Origin of the sequence: Skermania piniformis (assembly GCF_019285775.1) — a bacterium.
GTDB lineage: Bacteria > Actinomycetota > Actinomycetes > Mycobacteriales > Mycobacteriaceae > Skermania > Skermania pinensis.
The window spans coordinates 1,755,885-1,773,384 of record NZ_CP079105.1; the positions used below are offsets into that span (position 1 = coordinate 1,755,885).

Annotated in this window: 16 protein-coding genes; 14 read left to right on the forward strand and 2 right to left on the reverse strand. The window is 68.3% G+C overall.

Annotation, left to right across the window (positions count from 1 at the left end; genetic code table 11):
* Window positions 1-13 precede the first annotated feature (13 nt).
* The 11 genes from KV203_RS08130 to KV203_RS08180 all read left to right on the forward strand — a co-directional run bounded on the left by KV203_RS08130 (window position 14) and on the right by KV203_RS08180 (window position 12,234).
* A complete protein-coding gene (locus tag KV203_RS08130) occupies window positions 14-2,137 on the forward strand; it encodes a branched-chain amino acid ABC transporter permease (RefSeq protein ID WP_066471520.1) in 2,124 nt (707 codons plus the stop codon).
* Window positions 2,115-2,828: an ABC transporter ATP-binding protein gene (locus tag KV203_RS08135; protein ID WP_246600755.1), complete on the forward strand. Its 714-nt coding sequence runs from the start codon at window positions 2,115-2,117 to the stop codon at window positions 2,826-2,828. The genes KV203_RS08130 and KV203_RS08135 overlap by 23 nt, the downstream gene beginning before the upstream one ends.
* Window positions 2,825-3,586, forward strand: coding sequence for an ABC transporter ATP-binding protein (locus tag KV203_RS08140; RefSeq protein ID WP_066471518.1), 762 nt, complete (start codon window positions 2,825-2,827; stop codon window positions 3,584-3,586). Before KV203_RS08135 ends, KV203_RS08140 begins: the two co-directional genes overlap by 4 nt.
* The gene (locus tag KV203_RS08145; RefSeq protein ID WP_066471510.1) at window positions 3,583-3,927 is read left to right on the forward strand and encodes a hypothetical protein; all 345 of its coding nucleotides are present in this window, start codon (window positions 3,583-3,585) and stop codon (window positions 3,925-3,927) included. Before KV203_RS08140 ends, KV203_RS08145 begins: the two co-directional genes overlap by 4 nt.
* Window positions 3,928-3,950: 23 nt before the next feature.
* Window positions 3,951-5,117 carry an acyl-CoA dehydrogenase family protein gene (locus tag KV203_RS08150; RefSeq protein WP_066471815.1) on the forward strand — a complete coding sequence of 389 codons (1,167 nt, stop codon included), beginning with the start codon at window positions 3,951-3,953 and terminating at the stop codon, window positions 5,115-5,117.
* Between the two features lie 32 nt (window positions 5,118-5,149).
* Window positions 5,150-5,914, forward strand: a complete 765-nt coding sequence (locus tag KV203_RS08155; RefSeq protein ID WP_066471508.1) for an SDR family NAD(P)-dependent oxidoreductase — start codon at window positions 5,150-5,152, stop codon at window positions 5,912-5,914.
* Window positions 5,914-7,080 carry a CaiB/BaiF CoA transferase family protein gene (locus KV203_RS08160; protein ID WP_066471506.1) on the forward strand — a complete coding sequence of 389 codons (1,167 nt, stop codon included), beginning with the start codon at window positions 5,914-5,916 and terminating at the stop codon, window positions 7,078-7,080. Before KV203_RS08155 ends, KV203_RS08160 begins: the two co-directional genes overlap by 1 nt.
* Window positions 7,077-7,898 (forward strand): enoyl-CoA hydratase/isomerase family protein, encoded by an 822-nt coding sequence (locus tag KV203_RS08165; RefSeq protein WP_218821021.1) that lies wholly within the window; start codon window positions 7,077-7,079, stop codon window positions 7,896-7,898. The genes KV203_RS08160 and KV203_RS08165 overlap by 4 nt, the downstream gene beginning before the upstream one ends.
* A 3-nt stretch (window positions 7,899-7,901) precedes the next feature.
* Window positions 7,902-9,047, forward strand: a complete 1,146-nt coding sequence (locus KV203_RS08170) for a thiolase family protein (protein WP_218821022.1) — start codon at window positions 7,902-7,904, stop codon at window positions 9,045-9,047.
* 8 nt (window positions 9,048-9,055) lie between these two features.
* Window positions 9,056-10,207 (forward strand): acyl-CoA dehydrogenase family protein, encoded by a 1,152-nt coding sequence (locus KV203_RS08175; RefSeq protein ID WP_066467811.1) that lies wholly within the window; start codon window positions 9,056-9,058, stop codon window positions 10,205-10,207.
* A 101-nt stretch (window positions 10,208-10,308) separates the two neighbouring features.
* A complete protein-coding gene (locus KV203_RS08180; RefSeq protein WP_066467813.1) occupies window positions 10,309-12,234 on the forward strand; it encodes an ArnT family glycosyltransferase in 1,926 nt (641 codons plus the stop codon).
* 37 nt (window positions 12,235-12,271) lie between these two features.
* Here the strand turns inward: KV203_RS08180 and KV203_RS08185 are convergent, their stop codons facing one another.
* Window positions 12,272-13,483, reverse strand: coding sequence for a DUF445 domain-containing protein (locus tag KV203_RS08185; RefSeq protein ID WP_217995945.1), 1,212 nt, complete (start codon window positions 13,481-13,483; stop codon window positions 12,272-12,274).
* A 600-nt stretch (window positions 13,484-14,083) separates the two neighbouring features.
* On the opposite strand from KV203_RS08185, the gene KV203_RS08190 reads away from it, so the two are divergent.
* From KV203_RS08190 to KV203_RS08200, 3 genes are all read left to right on the forward strand, one after another.
* The gene (locus KV203_RS08190) at window positions 14,084-15,127 is read left to right on the forward strand and encodes a potassium-transporting ATPase subunit KdpA (RefSeq protein WP_066467819.1); all 1,044 of its coding nucleotides are present in this window, start codon (window positions 14,084-14,086) and stop codon (window positions 15,125-15,127) included.
* A 265-nt stretch (window positions 15,128-15,392) separates the two neighbouring features.
* Window positions 15,393-15,614, forward strand: a complete 222-nt coding sequence (locus KV203_RS08195; protein WP_066467824.1) for a type II toxin-antitoxin system VapB family antitoxin — start codon at window positions 15,393-15,395, stop codon at window positions 15,612-15,614.
* Window positions 15,611-16,021 carry a PIN domain-containing protein gene (locus KV203_RS08200; RefSeq protein WP_066467826.1) on the forward strand — a complete coding sequence of 137 codons (411 nt, stop codon included), beginning with the start codon at window positions 15,611-15,613 and terminating at the stop codon, window positions 16,019-16,021. The genes KV203_RS08195 and KV203_RS08200 overlap by 4 nt, the downstream gene beginning before the upstream one ends.
* 19 nt (window positions 16,022-16,040) lie before the next feature.
* Here the strand turns inward: KV203_RS08200 and KV203_RS08205 are convergent, their stop codons facing one another.
* Window positions 16,041-17,468 (reverse strand): aldehyde dehydrogenase family protein, encoded by a 1,428-nt coding sequence (locus tag KV203_RS08205; RefSeq protein WP_066468246.1) that lies wholly within the window; start codon window positions 17,466-17,468, stop codon window positions 16,041-16,043.
* Window positions 17,469-17,500: the final 32 nt, after the last annotated feature.

Sequence of the window (17,500 nt, forward strand, 5' to 3'; positions counted from 1 at the left end):
ACGGGACGCGCTGATGGAGCAGTTCCTCGCCTTCGGCATCGTCGGTCTCAGCACGGCCGCGATCTACGCGGTGATCGGCAGCGGCCTGGTGCTCACCTACACCACGACCGGGGTGTTCAGTTTCGCCCACGGCGCGGCCGGAATGATGTCAGCGTTCGTCTACTGGCAGTTGACGGTCGGCTGGGGCTGGCCGGTGCCGTTGGCCTTGGCCGGGGTCCTGCTCGGCTTCGCGCCGGCTTTCGGGCTTTTCTTCGCCAAGGTGCTCGCCCCGGCCCAGGGGCTCGGTGACGCGGCCAAGTTGGTGATGACGATCGCGCTGCTCAGCGGGCTGATCGTGGTTGCGCGCTGGATCTGGAACCCGAGTGAGTCGCGCTCGCTGCCGCGGTTCTTCGCCGACCGGCCGGCGATCGACCTCGGCGTGGTCACGATCACCTGGCATCAAGCGTTGACGATGGTGGTCGCCGTCGTGGTGGCCGTGGTGCTGCGGCTGGTGTTGTACCGGACCCGAACCGGGGTGGAGATGCGGGCCACCGTCGACGATCGCGCACTGGTCGGGCTGACCGGTGCGGATCCCCGCCGGGCCAACCGGATCGCCTGGATGCTCGGCATCGAGCTCGCCGCGATCGGTGGCGTGCTGATCGCGCCGACGGTCACCCTGGACGCCGCCGGACTGTCGCTGCTGATCGTCAGCGCCTACACCGCCGCCATCTTCGGGCGGCTGCGTTACCTGCCGATGGTGTTCGTGGGTGCGGTCGTGGTCGGTCTGCTGGAAAGTTATCTGACCGGCTATCTGCCGCAGAATCAGTACTTGCCCGGCCTGCGGCTCGCCGCTCCCGCACTGTTGCTGCTCGCGGCATTGCTGGTGTTCCCCCACGGTCGACTGCGCGGGCGGGACCGAAAGCTGGGCGCCGTGCCGCTGCCGACGCTGGGCGGCTCGGCGGTATTCGCCGGCCTGATCGTCGTGTTCGGGCTGATGTTGGCCAGCATGCTCAGCGAATCCGACATCATCACCTACGGCGCCATCTTCGCGTGGGGTGTGATCGCGCTGTCCTACGTGCCGCTGCTCGGCTTCGCCGGACAGATCTCGCTGTGTCAGCTCGGGCTGGCCGGGATCGGTGCGGTGGCCTACGGCCATCTCGGCCCGGACGGTCAGTGGTGGGCGTTACTCGCCGCGATGGGCATCACGGGCCTGGTCGGCGCGCTGATCGCGATTCCGGCGCTGCGCCTGTCCGGGGTCTACTTGGCGCTGGCCACGGCAGCGTTCGCGGTGATCCTGGATCGCTGGATCTTCACCCTGCCGGCATTCGAGGTGGCCGGTATCCGGATCGCCTTCTTCGATCAGGGCTCGGTGTCGGTGGTCGGTCCGAACTTGTTCGGCCTGCGGATCGAGACCGTCGCAGGGTGCACCGTGTTCGCGGCGGTGTGCCTGGCGGTCGCCGGCTTCGGCGTGGCGCTGCTGCGCCGCAGCCGGTTCGGGCGTCGGTTGATCGCGCTCCGGGACAGCGAGGCCGCCTACGCCACCCTCGGCGGCAACGTCCTGGTGGCCCGAGTCGCGGTATTCGCGTTGGCGGCGGCGATCGCCGGGCTGGGTGGTGCGCTCTACGGCATGCAGATGCAGGCGGTCACCCCGGATCAGTTCAATTTCGTCACCGGGCTGCCGATCTTTCTCATCGTCACCATCGCCGGTCTCGGCGCGGTGGGCGCAGGGTTGTTCACCGGCGTGGCCTACGCCGGCCCGCTGCATGTGATTCCGGTGCTGTGGCCCGGACTGCTGAGCCTGTCACAGGTGTTGCCCGCATTGGGCGGCATCCTGTTCGGCGGCGGAGTGCTGGCCGACGGAGCGATTCGGCCGTTGCGCGCCGAATGGCTGCCGATGTTGCGGGATCGCCTGATCGCCCCCCTGCTCGCGCTCGCCGTGCTGGTGCTGTGGGGGTTGCGACTACTCGAGGTGCTGGACGGTTGGGGCTTCGTCGCCGGGGTGGTGATCGCTGTGATCGCCGCGCGGTTGGCCTACCGGGCGGTGAATCGGCCGGCGCCGGACTCGACGGTCGTACCGGTCGAGTGGTGGGGTGTGCGCCGGCCGTGGACGGCCGAGGACAGGGAGGAGCTCGACCGTGCCGTCGCAGTTGGCCGTTGACGACGTGACCGTCATGTTCGGGGGCAATCGGGCGCTGGACGGTGCGGCGCTGCGTGCCGAGCGGGGCGCAGTCACCGGTCTGATCGGGCCGAACGGAGCGGGCAAGAGCACGCTGTTCGACGTGATCTGTGGGCTGCGGACCCCGACCCGCGGCCGGGTCGTGATCGACGGTCACGACGTGACGAAGCTGGGTCCGGCGCGTCGCGCGCGGCATGGTTTGGCCCGGACCTTCCAGCGGCTGGAGCTGTTCGGCCGACTCGGCGTGCGGGACAACCTGTTGGTCGCTGCCGACCTCGGCCCGGATCGGCGGCACGCGGAAGCGACGGTCGACGGGTTGCTCGAGCGCCTCGGTCTGGCCGCCGTCGCCGACACCCCGGCCGACGACCTACCCACCGGGACCGCACGTTTGGTGGAAGTGGGGCGTGCGCTCGCGGTCCGGCCCACGTTGCTGTTGCTCGACGAGCCGGCGGCGGGTCAGGACCACGCCGAGACCGAGCGTTTCGGTGCGTTGTTGCGTGCGGTCGCTGCCGACGGCACCGCGGTGCTGCTGGTCGAACACGACATGGGGTTGGTGATGGACGTCTGCGATCAGTTGTACGTACTCGACCTGGGCCAGGTGATCGCGGCCGGGCCACCGGCGACGGTTCGCGCCGACGCCCGGGTGCTCGCCGCGTACCTGGGGGCGGCATGACGGCCGCTACCGCACCACCCGCCGCGGCGACCGTGGACACCGGACCGTCGGCACCACTGGTCGAATTGCGTGATGTTCGAGCGGCTTACGACGCGATCACGGTCCTGCACGGCGTCGATCTGACCGTTCGCGCCGGCCGAGTGACCGCGCTGCTCGGTCCGAACGGAGCCGGAAAATCCACCGTGTTGGCGACCGTCGCGGGTGTGCACCCGGTCAGCGGGGGACAGCTGCTGCTCGGTGGGCGGGACGTGACCGGCGCGCAACCGCGTGAGCTGGCGCGGGCCGGAGTGTGTCTGATCCCGGAGGGGCGCGGGATCTTTCCGAACCTGACCGTCCGGGAAAACCTGCTGATGATGACCTGTACCGGCCGGCCGCGGGGGGAGATCGAAGAGATTGCGTTCGGTCGGTTCCCGATTCTGGCCGACCGGGCGAACCAACTCGCGGGCACCATGTCCGGTGGCGAACAGCAGATGCTCGCACTCGCCCGAGGACTGACCACCGACCCTGCCGTGCTGCTGCTCGACGAACTCTCGATGGGACTGGCGCCGCTGGTGGTCGGCCGGCTCTACGAGCAGGTCGCCGAGATCGCCGCGCAGGGCGTCGCGGTGCTCGTGGTCGAGCAGTTCGCGGCGGCGGTCCTCGATCTCGCCGACCACGCGGTGGTGTTGGTTCGGGGTCGAGTAGCGCGACACGGAGCCCCGGACAGTGGAATTCGCGATGAACTGGCCGCCCTCTACCTAGGAAGTGACCCGGCATGACCGACTCCCGTGCGGACCGATTCGTCCGTGAGATGCAGGAACTCCAGATCCCGGATCCGGCGGCCGGCCGGGCGAGGTTGTGGCTGCGGGTCGGAGTGATCCTGATGGTCGGCGGCCTGGTGGTCACGGTGGTCGCCTACCTGATGTGCCACGGCACCACCGACCCGCTGGCCCAGCGCGACGCGATGACCCTGGCCCTCGGTGGAATCGCCGACACGGTGATCGGGTCGGCGTTGTTCCTGCGCTATTCGCTGACCAACTTCCTCCGATTCTGGCTGGCGCGGCAGTCCTTCGATCTCGCCGAACTCGCGTCGCGCCGGTCGGAAGAGGCGTCGCGATGACCGTGCAGCCGGCCCGGGAAGGGATGAGCTTCGAGCTGTCCGAGGACCAGGAGCTGATCCGCTCCTCGGTCGCCGAGCTGTGCCGCAAGTTCGACGACCACTACTGGATGGAGAAGGATCGGGCGCACGAATTCCCGACCGAGTTCTATTCCGCGATCGCGAGCGGTGGTTGGCTGGGCATCACCATCCCCGAGGAGTACGGCGGACACGGTCTGGGCATCACCGAGGCGACGTTGCTCGCCGAGGAGGTCGCGCGATCCGGTGGCGGTATGAACGCCGCCAGCTCGATCCACATGTCGATCTTCGGGATGCACCCGGTCGTGGTGCACGGTTCGGCGGAGCTCAAGCAGCGCACGCTACCGCGGGTGGCCGGCGGTGACCTGCACGTGTGCTTCGGGGTGACCGAGCCGGGCGCCGGCTTGGACACCCCGCGCATCACGACGTCGGCTCGTCGGGACGGTGACCACTACGTGATCAACGGCCGCAAGGTGTGGATCTCGAAGGCGTTGGAGTCGGAGAAGATCCTGCTGCTGACCCGCACCACCCCGTACGACCAGGTCGCCCGTAAGACCGACGGGATGACCCTGTTCCTCACCGATCTCGATCGTGCGCACGTCGATATCCGGCCGATCCCGAAGATGGGCCGAAACGCGGTGAGCTCCAACGAAGTGTTCATCGACGACCTGCGGGTGCCGGTCGCGGACCGGGTGGGGGAGGAGGGGCGCGGCTTCACCTACCTGCTCGACGGGTTGAACCCGGAACGGATGCTGATCGCGGCGGAAGCGCTGGGATTGGGCCGGGTCTCGTTGGATCGTGCGGTGCGGTACGCCAACGAGCGGGTGGTGTTCGACCGGCCGATCGGCAAGAACCAGGGCGTCCAGTTCCCGCTGGCCGACGCGCTGGCCCACCTGGACGCGGCGGAACTGATGCTGCGCAAGGCCACCTGGCGTTACGACAACGGAAAGTCCTGTGGGCGGGAGGCCAACACCGCCAAGTATCTGTGCGCCGAGGCGGGCTTCGCCGCGGCCGATCGCGCGCTGCAAACCCATGGTGGGATGGGCTATTCGGAGGAATACCACGTTTCCCGCTACTTCCGGGAGGCCCGGGTGATGCGGATCGCCCCGGTGAGCCAGGAGATGATCCTCAACTATTTGGGCACCCACGCTCTCGGCCTGCCCCGAAGTTACTGACCGCCAGCTCTACCGACGATGGGATGTTATCGATGAACCGGCAGAACTTGTTCGACTTGACCGGCCGGTCGGCGCTGGTCACCGGCGCCGCCGGCGGTATCGGCGCGGCTGTTGCGCAGGCGCTGGCCGATGCGGGCGCGGCAGTTCTGGTCACCGATCGAGACGGACCGGCCGCCGCAGCCGTCGCGGAGAAGATCGTCGGCAACGGCGGGGTCGCGGCGAGTTTTGCCTTCGACGTCAGCGATCGCGCCGCCGCCGACCAGGCGGCCGAGCGGGCGGCCGGACTCGCCGACGGCACGTTGCACATCCTGGTGAACAACGCCGGCATCACCGCCCCGGCCATGTTCGCCGACACCACCGCCGAGTCGATGCGCCGGATCTACGAGGTTCACGCGCTCGGCACGGTTCATTGCGCGCAGGCGGCGTTGCCCTACCTGGCGACCGACGGCCGCGGCCGGATCATCAACGTGACCTCGGCCGCGGGCTTGGTGGGAACCCTCGGTCAGGTGAACTATTCGGCGGCCAAGGCGGCGATCATCGGGATCACCAAGTCGCTGGCCAAGGAGTTGGCGCGCAAGCAGATCCTGGTGAACGCGCTGGCACCGCTGGCGGCGACTCCGATGACCGAGACGATCCGCACCGACGACCGGTTCGCCCCGCAGATGCTGGACCGGATCCTGCTGCGCCGCTGGGCCGAGCCGGACGAGGTCGCCGGCGCATTCGTATTCCTTGCGTCCGACGCTGCGTCGTTCGTCACCGGGCAGGTGCTACCGGTCGACGGCGGAACGGTGATCTGATGGCGGTGGCGGCCGGGGCGCCGCTGGCCGGGGTGACCGTCGTCGCGCTGGAGCAGGCGGTGTCGGCGCCGATGTGTACCCGCGCGCTGGCCGACTTGGGCGCCCGGGTGATCAAAGTCGAGCACCCGAACGGGGGTGACTTCGCACGGCACTACGACGACGTCGTGCTCGGTCAGGGGGCCCACTTCGTCTGGGTGAACCGGGGCAAGGAGTCGGTCGCGCTGGACCTGAAAACCGATGCCGGAGTAGAAGTTCTCCATCGGTTACTGGCCCGGGCCGACGTTCTGGTGGCCAATCTGGCGCCCGGTGCGACGGCCCGGTTGGGGGTGGCGCCCGACGACCTCGCCCTGCGCTATCCGGACCTGATCGCGGTGGAGATCGACGGGTTCGGTGCCGGCGGACCGCTGTCGCACAAGCGGGCCTACGACCTGCTGGTGCAGGCCGAGTCCGGGGTGTGTTCGGTGACCGGAACCGCCGACGCGCCGGCCAAACCCGGCCCGCCGATGGCCGACGTGACGACCGGTCTCTACGCGGCACTGTCCATCGTCGCCGCGCTCTACCGCCGGGCCGAGCTCGGCGGCAAGCGGATCGCAGTCAGTCTGTTCGACACGATGGCGGATATGATGGGGTATCACCTCACCTATACCCGGCATTCCGGCGTCGAGCAGCAGCCGCTGGGTATGAGCTCACCGGCGGTCGCCCCCTACGGCGCATACCCGACCGCGGACGGGCGCACGGTCGTGCTGGGCACCACCAACGACAACGAGTGGCAGCGGCTGGCGACCGCGATCTTGGAGCGTCCCGATCTCGCTGCCGACCAACGGTTCGCCACCAATGCCGGTCGCACCCGGCACCGGGCCGAACTCGACGAAGCCTTGACCGTGTGGTGCGGCGCCCGCGATCTGGCTGCGATCCAGCGCATCGCCGACGCTGCCGGGATCGGCAACTCCTGCTACAACCGGACCCGCGATCTGCTGAATCACCCGCAGCTGGTGCAGCGTGGGCGGTGGCAGCAGATCGACACCCCGGCCGGGCCGATCCCGTCGCTGTTGCCGCCCGCGGTGATCGACGGATTCGACCCGCCGATGGGCGCGGTACCGGCGCTGGGTGAACACACCGCCGCGGTGCTGGCCGAGTTCGGCTGTGTGGCGGAGCCGTCCCCGTGAGCGGCGGTCCGGTGCTGTTGTCCGACGACCGGTCCGGCGTCCGCACCCTGACCTTGAACCGGCCGCACCGACGCAACGCGATCGACGCCGAACTGTGGGTGGCGCTGGCCGACGCGTTTCGAGCGGTAGCCGCCGACCGTTCGGTGCGCGCGTTGGTGCTCACCGGTGCCGACGGTGCGTTCTGCTCCGGCGCCGACATCTCGGTGCCCGACAATGCACACCCGATCTACCGGATGCGCGCGCTCACCGACGTCGCGAACCTGTTGCACGAGCTGCCGTTGCCGACCGTTGCGAAGGTGGCCGGACCGGCGTTCGGGGCCGGCTGGAACCTGGCGTTGGGCTGTGACCTGGTGGTATCCACACCGGAGTCGACCTTCGCGCAGGTGTTCACCAAACGCGGGTTGACGATGGATCTGGGCGGGTCGTGGTTGCTGCCGAGGTTGGTCGGTATGCAGCAGGCCAAACGACTCACCATGCTGGCCGAGACCATCGACGCCGTGCAGGCCCACCGGCTGGGATTGGTCACCTGGGTAACCCCGGCGGACGAGATCGATGCGTTCACCGACGATCTCGCCGGTCGGTTGGCTGCCGGCCCACCGGTCGCCCTCGCCCAGACCAAGGCGCTGCTGCATGCGGGCGCGGACACCACGATGCGGGCTGCGCTCGACGCCGAAGCCCGGGCGCAGGGACTCAATTTCGCCACCGCCGACGCGCCGGAAGCCTTCGCCGCTTTTGCCGAACGGCGCCGGCCGCAGTTCACCGGCCGATGGACGGTACATCGTCCACCGATCCGACCCACCACCGAGAACGGGAGCTAGTCCATGCCCGAAGTCGTCATCGCCGCCGCCGTCCGCACCCCGGTCGGCAAACGCAACGGGGGGCTCGCCGGGGTGCACCCCGCCGACCTGTCCGCGCTGGTACTCGCTGCGCTCGCGGAACGGACGAACCTCGACCCGGCGATCGTCGACGACGTGATCTGGGGGTGTGTGTCCCAGGTCGGCGACCAGTCCAGCAACATCGGCCGCTACAGCGTACTGGCGGCCGGCTGGCCGGAGAGCGTGCCCGGCACCACGATCAATCGCGCCTGCGGATCCAGCCAACAGGCAATCGATTTCGCCGCGCAGGCGGTGCTGTCCGGCCAGCAGGAGGTGGTTGTGGCGGGTGGCGTCGAGGTGATGAGTCGAGTACCGCTCGGCGCGGCCCGGGCGACCGGTCAACCGTACGGACCGAAGGCGTCGGGCCGCTATGCCGGCTTCTCGTTCAACCAGGGCCTGTCGGCCGAACTCGTCGCGCAGAAGTGGGGATTCGACCGAACGCGGGTGGACGAGTACTCGGTGCTCTCGCACGAACGTGCGGCCGCGGCGCAGGACGCGGGGGCGTTCACCGAGCAGATCGTGTCGGTCGACACCGGCGACCGTGTGGTGACCGCCGACGAAGGAGTCCGGCGCGGCAGCACCGTGGCCAAACTGGCCGGGCTGAAGCCGGCGTTCCGTGACGACGGAGTGATCCACGCGGGCAACTCCTCCCAGATCTCCGATGGTGCGGCCGCAGTGTTGCTCACCACTGCGGCGAAGGCCCGCGAGCTCGGCCTGACCCCGCTGGCCCGCTACCGGGCCGGGGCGGTAGCGGGATCGGATCCGGTGCTGATGCTCACCGGGCCGATCCCGGCCACCGAGAAGGTACTGAAGAAGGCGGGTTTGGCGCTCGACCAGATCGGCGTGTTCGAGGTGAACGAGGCGTTCGCCCCGGTGCCGTTGGCGTGGCAGGCCGAGACGGGCGCCGACCCGGCGTTGCTGAACCCGCTCGGCGGCGCGATCGCGCTGGGACATCCGCTCGGCGCATCCGGCGCGGTGCTGCTGACCCGGATGCTGTACCACATGCGGGACAACGACATTCGCTACGGATTGCAGACGATGTGCGAGGGCGGCGGCACCGCGAACGCCACTGTCGTCGAGTTGCTCGGTTAGGCAGCGCCATGCGTCGCGACCTTTACACCGCCGACCACGAGGCGTTCCGCGACCTGGTTCGCGAGTTCGTGGCCAAGCAGATCGTGCCGAACTACCCGCAGTGGGAGCGGGCCGGCCGGATGCCGCGAGAGATCTTTGCCGAGATGGGCAAGCTCGGCATGCTCGGCTTCGCGCTGCCCGAGCAGTACGGTGGCGCCGGCCTGCGCGACTACCGCTACAACGCGATCCTGCAGGAGGAGGCGTATCGGGCGTTGGTCACCCTCGGTACCGTTCGCACCCAGCTGGATGTGATCCTGCCGTACTTCCTGGAGTATGCCGATGCCGCACAGCAGGCACGGTGGTTCCCGGGCCTGGTCGACGGCTCGCTGCTCACCGCGATCGCGATGACCGAGCCCGGCACCGGGTCCGACCTGGCGGGTATGCGCACCGGCGCGGTCCGAGACGGCGACACCTACGTACTCAACGGGGCGAAGACCTTCATCACCGGCGGTCTGCTCGCGGACTTGGTGGTCGTCGTCTGCCGCACCGCGACCGACCCGGACAACCGGCGCGCCGGGTTGACCCTGCTGGTCGTCGAGGACGGCATGCCCGGCTTCGAGCGCGGCCGGATGCTGGAGAAGATGGGCTGCAAGGTGCAGGACACCATGGAGCTGTCGTTCACCGATGTCCGGGTGCCGGTGACGAACCGGTTGGGCGAGGAAGGCGCCGCGTTCGGCTACCTCGGCCACAACCTGGCCCAGGAACGGATCACCGTCGCGGTCGGTTCGGTCGCCCAAGCCCGGTCGGCGATCGCGGCGACGGTGGAGTACACCAAGGCGCGCAAGGCGTTCGGCACACCGGTGGCGTCGTTCCAGAACACCAAGTTCGAGCTGGCGGCCATGTCGGCCGAGGTCGAGGCGGCGCAGGCGATGGTCGACCGCGCCGTCGTCGATCTGGTGGACGGGCTGCTCGCGAGCGCCGACGCAGCCAGGGTCAAGCTGTTCTGCACCGAAGTTCAGGCCCGGGTGGTCGACCGCTGCCTGCAGCTGTTCGGTGGTTACGGTTACATGACCGAGTACCCGATCGCCCGGCTCTACACCGACGCCCGGGTGGCACGGATCTATGCCGGCACCAGCGAGGTGATGAAAACGATCATCGCCCGGGATCTCGGCCTGGTCTGATCGCAACCCTATCCGGGGTATCTCGTAAGTTCGGACCGCTCCCAGCGGACTCACAGCTCGAGCTCAGCGTGCGGCAGAGGCGATCGGTGAGGGTGAGGTCCATGACCGCACTCGTCGCCACGCGACCTCCGGCCCGCCACGCCGCGGCACCCCCGCCGCCGCGGCGCTGGGCCCGGCCCGACCGCTGGGCGCCGGCGTTGCTCTGCGCGGCGACGGCCGTGCTCTACCTCTGGGGGTTGAGCGCCAACGGTTGGGCGAACTCGTTCTACGCGGCCGCGGTGCAGGCGGGATCCCAGTCGTGGGAGGCCTGGTTCTTCGGTTCCTCCGACGCCGGCAACTCGATCACGGTCGACAAGCCACCTGCGTCGCTGTGGATTCCGGGTCTCGCCGCCCGGATCTTCGGGATGAACTCGTGGTCGCTGCTGGTACCGCAGGCGCTGATGGGCGTGGCCTCGGTCGGGCTGCTCTATCTGATCGTCAAGCGGCGCCACGGGCTCGGCGCGGGGCTGCTCGCCGGATCGGCTCTGGCGCTGACCCCGGTGGCGGCGTTGATGTTCCGCTTCGACAACCCGGACGCGCTGCTCGTGCTGTTGATGATCGCTGCGGTGTGGGCGACCGATCGGGCGTTGGAAACCGGTCGGCTCCGATGGATGGTCTGGACCGGGGTATTCGTCGGATTCGGCTTCCTGACCAAGCAATTGCAGGTGATGCTGGTGGTCCCGGCGCTGGCGGCCACCTATCTGGCATTCGGGCCGCGCGACGTCCGGGTTCGGATCGGGCACCTGTTCGCCGCGTTCGGTGCGCTGATCGTGAGCGCCGGTTGGTGGGTGGCCCTGGTGCAGCTGTGGCCGAAGGCCGGCCGGCCCTACATCGGCGGTTCCGACAACAACTCGATCATCGAACTGACCTTCGGCTACAACGGTTTGGGCCGACTCACCGGGAGCGAAGGGGGACCGGGTGGCGGCGCTCCGGCCGGCAGTGCGGCGATGCCCGATATGGCGAACATGCCGGAGATGCCTCGGCCTTCCGGTGGCGGGATGGGAACGGGTTTCGGCGGCGCGACCGGCTGGGGTCGACTGTTCGATGCCGGCCAGGGCGGTCAGATCGCCTGGCTGATCATCGGCGCGGTGATTCTCGCCGGTGCTGCACTGGTTCTGCGTGGCCGAGCCCCGCGCACCGACCTACGTCGCGCCCAGCTGGTGCTGTGGTTGGTATGGGGGGTTGTCACCGCCGCCGTGTTCAGCATGATGTCCGGCATCTTCCATCCGTACTACACCGTGGCGCTGGCACCGGCGGTCGCTGCCTGCGTGGGTATCGGTGCGGCTGCATGCTGGCAGCACCGTGAGCGGTGGTGGCCCCGGTTCGCCCTGGTGGCGGCCCTGGCTGCGACCGTGATCACCGCGTTCGTCCTGCTCGGCCGAACGCCGGACCACTTCCCCTGGCTGCGGTACGTGATCGTCGTCGGAGCAGTGGTCGCCGGTTTGGGGCTGTTGCTCCCGACCGGTGCGCGGATGTCGGTGGCCGCGGCGGTCGTGGCGCTCACCGTCGGTTTGGCCGGACCCGCCGCGTTCACCCTGAACACCGTCGCACACGCTCGGACCGGTCCGATCCCGATGGCCGGGCCGCAGAGTTCCGGCGAGCGTTCGCCGGCTCGGCCGTCCGCAGGGGGCGGGCCGCCGGGAGGTGCGCAGGCCTCGGCGCAGGTGCTGGACCTGCTCCGGGTCGATGCGGGCACCTACCCGTGGGCCGCGGCCACGATGGGCTCGATGGCCGCCGCGCCGTACCAGCTCGCGCTCGGCCACTCCGTGATGCCGATCGGTGGGTTCTCCTCCGGTGACCCGTCGCCGACGCTCGACCAGTTCCGGCAGTATGTGGCCGAAGGAAAGATCCACTACTACATCGACGGCGGGATGAACGGTGGCCCCGGCGGGGGCACGCACATCGACCTGGTGAACTGGGTGCACGACAGCTTCAACTCGGTGACCGTCGACGGGGTGACGATCTACGATTTCACCTCGCCGAGGTAGCCGACACCGTGGGTGCGGTCCGAGCCGAACGCGCCGCTCACTCGAGCAGCAGGTGCACCTGGAGCTCGCCGACGAGGAAGCCGAGCACGGCGCCGACCACCACGAGTTTCCATTCGTCCTGCTTGAACGCCGGCCGCAACAGGCTCTCGTACTCCTCGTCGGTCATCTGGGCCATCTTTTCGGTGACCAGGGCCTGCAGGTCGATGATCTCGCTGGCGACAGCGGAGAGTTCCTCGTTCTCCCGCATCTGCTGCACCGTCGCGGCGACCGCACGATCTTTGATCGCGGCGTATCGGTCGCCGCCGATCGCCAGCACCACCAGCGGCTTCATCGGGCCGGACTGCGCGTCGATCATCGACTGCATCTCCCGGTCGATCAGCCGCAGGAAGCGATCCGACTTCGGCCCGTTGAGCATCGCTTCGAGCATATTGGCCGGGCTCAGCAGCTCGTTGGCCACCAGGCTGGCGTAGTCGGCGGTCACCTTATCCCGTTTTGCGTGGAACAAGCCTTGCCAGCTGACGAGTCCGAAGCGGCGCTTGCGCACCGGTCGGAAGATCATCTGCAGCGCCAGCCAGTCGGTGACCAAGCCGGTGAGAGCGCCGAAGCCGGGCAGAATCCACGGGTTCTTGGTGTAGTACCAGGCGATCGCCTGTACGACGCCCAGCGCGAATCCGGACGGAATGCCGAACATGATGATGAAGTGGAACGCGTCCTTGCCGGCGGTACGCACCAGCCGGTTGGTCAGGGCCTTGTCGCGGACCAGCGCGTCGATCGCCAAGGCGCGGATATCGATGACATCGTCGACCCGGTCCTGCATCTCGTCCAGCATCCCGCGCATCATCTTCGGGACTTCGGCCTCGATATGGTTGATCATGTACTGCTTGACCTGTTCCGGCAGTGCTTCCCAGAAGGTCGGCTGGTACTCCCGCATCAGGTCGCGGGTCATCTGATCGATCAGCCGCGACATGGGCTCGTGCAGCGTCACCATCATCTCGTCGACGTCGATCTCGGAGATGATCTCCTTCGGGTCGATCAGCCGATTCATCAACAGGTTGACCGAGATGTTGGCCATCCGTTCCGCGCTGCGCGGAATGACGCCCTGCCAACCGAGATAGGGCGGTATCCCTTTGAATTCCAACGGCCGGAACATCATTTCCACGGCCGCTACCTTGGTGATCCAGCCGATGAACGCGGCGATCAGCGGCATGGCGGGGTAGATCCACCAGTCGGGTAGCCAGTCAGGCATCATCACTGACCTCCGCGGTGTCTTCGTCGACGGGTCGCAGCCGGTGCGCTGCGCGATGGTCGACCGAGAATAGTCCGGGCGACCGATCCGGCGTGGCCGGATCGCCGGGCCCACCGACCGATTTGTCCGGGGGGACAAGTCGGACCCGCGCGTACCAACCGTAAATGTCGTTACCGATTGTGGCAAGTCGCATTCTTGCGGGGCGTGGCCGGGCCGGCTCCGACCGCCAATATCGCGTCAGGATCCGCCGGTGCAGCGTCAGGGATCCATCAGGAACCCGGGAGTCACCGGTCGGCCGGAGTACCACTGACCGGTGCGCCTACCGCGCACCGGGTGGCCGGACTGTCCTTTCCGGCTTCGAAAGGCAGCGTCATGGCCGACCTGTCATACCTCCTCATGACGATCGGGTTCTTTGCCGCGCTCGCCCTGCTGACCGGACTGCTCGACCGGCGGTTGAACCGATGAGCGATGCACTCGCGGCGGCGCTACAGGTCGGCGCGCTGGTGGTGGCGCTCGCGGTCACCGCGCCCCTGCTCGGGCGCTTTCTGGCGCACACCTACACCCTCGCCGCGGCATCTGCGAATCGAACGAGTCACCTACCGAGTGCTCCGGCTGGATCCCGACGCCGATCAGCACTGGCGCAGCTACGTTCTGTCGTTGCTGGGATTCTCCCTGATCGGAATCGTGGTGCTGTTCGGCGGCTTCGGCCGCCTTCAGTCGCACCTGCCGCTGTCGCTCGGGATGGCGGCACTGCCGAGCGACGGTGCGTGGAACACCGCGGTGTCTTTCGTTACGAACACCAACTGGCAGTGGTACTCGGGTGAGGCGGCAGTCGGCCATCTATATCAGATGGCCGGGCTCGCCGTGCAGAACTTTCTGTCCGCCGCGGTCGGCCTGTCCGTGGCCGCGGCGTTCGCCCGATCCCTGGCCCGTTCGGAGAACGGCGGCCGGATCGGCAATTTTTGGACGGATCTGATCCGGGGCACGCTTCGTGTCCTCCTCCCGATCGCGTTCGTCGGTGCGCTGCTCCTCGTCGCCGAGGGGGTGGTACAGAATTTCGATACCCCGCACATGATCACGACTCTTGCCGGTGGCGGCCAGAGCGTGCCCGGCGGTCCGGTCGTCTCCCAGGAGGTCATCAAGGAGCTGGGGACCAACGGCGGCGGTTTCTACAACGCCAATTCCGCGCACCCGTTCGAGAACCCGACGGCGCTGTCGAACCTGTTCGAGATCTATCTGATGCTGTTGATTCCCTTCGCGATTCCGCTGGCCTTCGGCAGGATCGTCGGCGCTCGCCGAAACGGATACGTCATCGCCGCGGTCATGTCGCTGCTGCTCGCCGTCTCGGTCACGCTGCTGACCGTCGCGGAACGTGCCGGCCCGGGCGCCGCGTCCGCCGCGGCGGACGGTGCGATGGAGGGCAAGGAGGTGCGCTTCGGGGAAGCGGCCAGCGCGCTGTTCGCCGCGGCCACCACCGGTACGTCCACTGGGGCGGTCGACGCGATGCACGACTCGCTGACCGCACCCGGCGGCGGTGTCGCGTTGCTCAACATGATGTCTGGTGAGATCGCGCCCGGCGGTGTCGGGTCGGGGCTCACGATGAGATTGCGGTCGGGGTGCGCCGACCCTCCACGTTGTCGCCACTGAGTCCACGCCGACAGCTGGCGGGGTGGGTCGCCGCGCTGGTCGGGCCGCTTCTGCTGACTGTCGTGCTTTCCTGGGCGCGTGCCGACGACACGTTCCCGTTGGCGGTCCTGCTGTTCCTGACCGTCACCGTGACGGCGGGCAGCTGCGCCACAGCTTCGCGCAGGGCTCGGCTGGTGGGCCGCGCAGTCGTCCGAACGGGCTATTTGCTGAACGTGATGTTGGTAGCATATGTTCAGATGTACATTGCCAACATTGGGAGGTCGCCGTGACTGTGACCCAGATCGATCTCGACGATGACGCACTCGAGCGGGTCATGGCGACCTCGGCCGCCAAGACGAAGAAAGATGCGGTCAACCTGGCGTTGCGCTACTACGCGACGCGGCAGGAACGTGCGGCGTTGATTACCAAGCACCTGGAACGCGCACGGGATTGGGGTGCGATCGAGGACGCGCGACGTCGCCACGATGCGGAGAAGAACGCTTTGTGATCTACCTGCTCGATACCTCGGCGCTGGTACGCCTGCTGTCGGATAGTTCGCTGCAGCGCGTCTGGTACGACGCGATCGATGGCGGGGCAATCGCTTCGTGCTACCCGCAGCGTGCCGAATTCCTCTACAGCGCGCGCAACGCGCTCGAGTACGACCAGATCGCCGAGATGTTCGTCGACCTTTACCCCGACCGGGCGGTACCGCGGAATGCCGGTCGTTGGATCGACGCGACACAGCGTCGGATGGCCGGCTCAGGCGAACACCGTTCGGCGTCCGCGATCGATCTGATGATTGCCGCGACCGCAGCGCATCATGGGCTGATCCTGCTGCATGACGACGCCGACTACCGCGTGGTCGCCAACCATGCCCCCGACCTGGCCGAACACCGCATCTGCGATACCACCTGATCGGAGTCGCCGACGCGGCCTACGCGTCCGGTGCGTACCCGAGAATGCCCTTCGTCTCCAGGTACTCGTGGAAGCCGAACTCGCCCCACTCCCGGCCGTTGCCGCTCTTGCGGTAGCCGCCGAACGGGCAGTGGAAGTCGAAGGCGTCGTTGATGGTCACCCAGCCGGCCCGGATCCGCCGGGCCACCGAACGGGCCACGTCCAGATCGGCACCGGCGACGTTGCCGGCCAGGCCGTACTCGGTGTCGTTGGCGAGTTCGACTGCGTGGTCCAGGTCGTGATAGGCGAGGATGGTCAGCACCGGGCCGAAGATCTCCTCGCGCGCGATGGTCATGTCGTTGGTGACGTTCGCGAACACGGTCGGCTTGACGTAGTAGCCCTTGGGTAGCCCCTCGGGCCGGCCGACCCCTCCGGTCACCAGCGTCGCACCGCCGTCGATGCCCTGCCGGATCAGGTCCTGGATCTTGTCGAACTGCCGTTTCGAGACCACCGGGCCGAGCGCGACCTCGCCGGTCGGGTCGCCGACCGTCAATTGCTCGGCAGCGGCCCGAGCCGCCTCGATCGCCTCGTCCATCCGGGCGTGCGGAACCAGCATCCGGGACAGTGCGCTGCAGGTCTGGCCGGAGTTGTTCATCAGCGTGCCGATCGCCCCGCCGACGTTCGCGGCCAGCTCGCCGTCGTCGAGCACGATGTTCGGGCTCTTACCGCCGAGCTCCTGGGTGACCCGCTTCACGCTCGGCGCGGCATTCTTCGCGATCTCGACACCGGCACGGGTCGACCCGGTGAACGAGATCAGGTCGACGTCGGGATGTGCGGACAGTGGCACGCCCACGCTGACACCGTCACCCTGCAGGAGGTTGAACACCCCGGCCGGAACTCCGGCCGCGTCCAGTATCTCGGCGAAGATCTGCGCCGAGAACGGCGCCTGCTCCGACGGCTTCAGCACCACCGTGCAGCCGGTGGCCAGAGCCGGGAAGACCTTCACCGCAATCTGATTCAGCGGCCAGTTCCACGGTGTGATCAGCCCGCAGACCCCGATCGGCTCCTTGACCACCAGCGTCGCCCCGCGCTGCTCTTCGAACGCGAAGCCCTCGAGGATCTCCAGCGCGGTGGCGAGGTGGCCCGCGCCCAGGTCCACCTGGAACCCGTTGGCCAGCCCGGCCGGTGCGCCCATCTCGGTGGTGAGTGCCGCCGCGAGATCGGCTCGCCGGCGGTCGTATTCGACGCCGATCGCGCGCAGCACCGCGGCCCGGTCGGCGATCGGGGTCGCCGCCCAGGCCGGAAACGCCGAGCGCGCGGCCGCCACTGCGCGATCCACGTCGGCGGCCGATCCCTGCGCGACCGTTCCGGCCGGTTCCTCGGTGGCCGGGTTGACGACGGTGAAAGTGTCGGATCCGGCCGGATCGAGCCATTTGCCGCCGATATAGAAGGTCGAGATCGCGCGCATGTCGTTCATGGTCACTGCGTTCATGACTACTG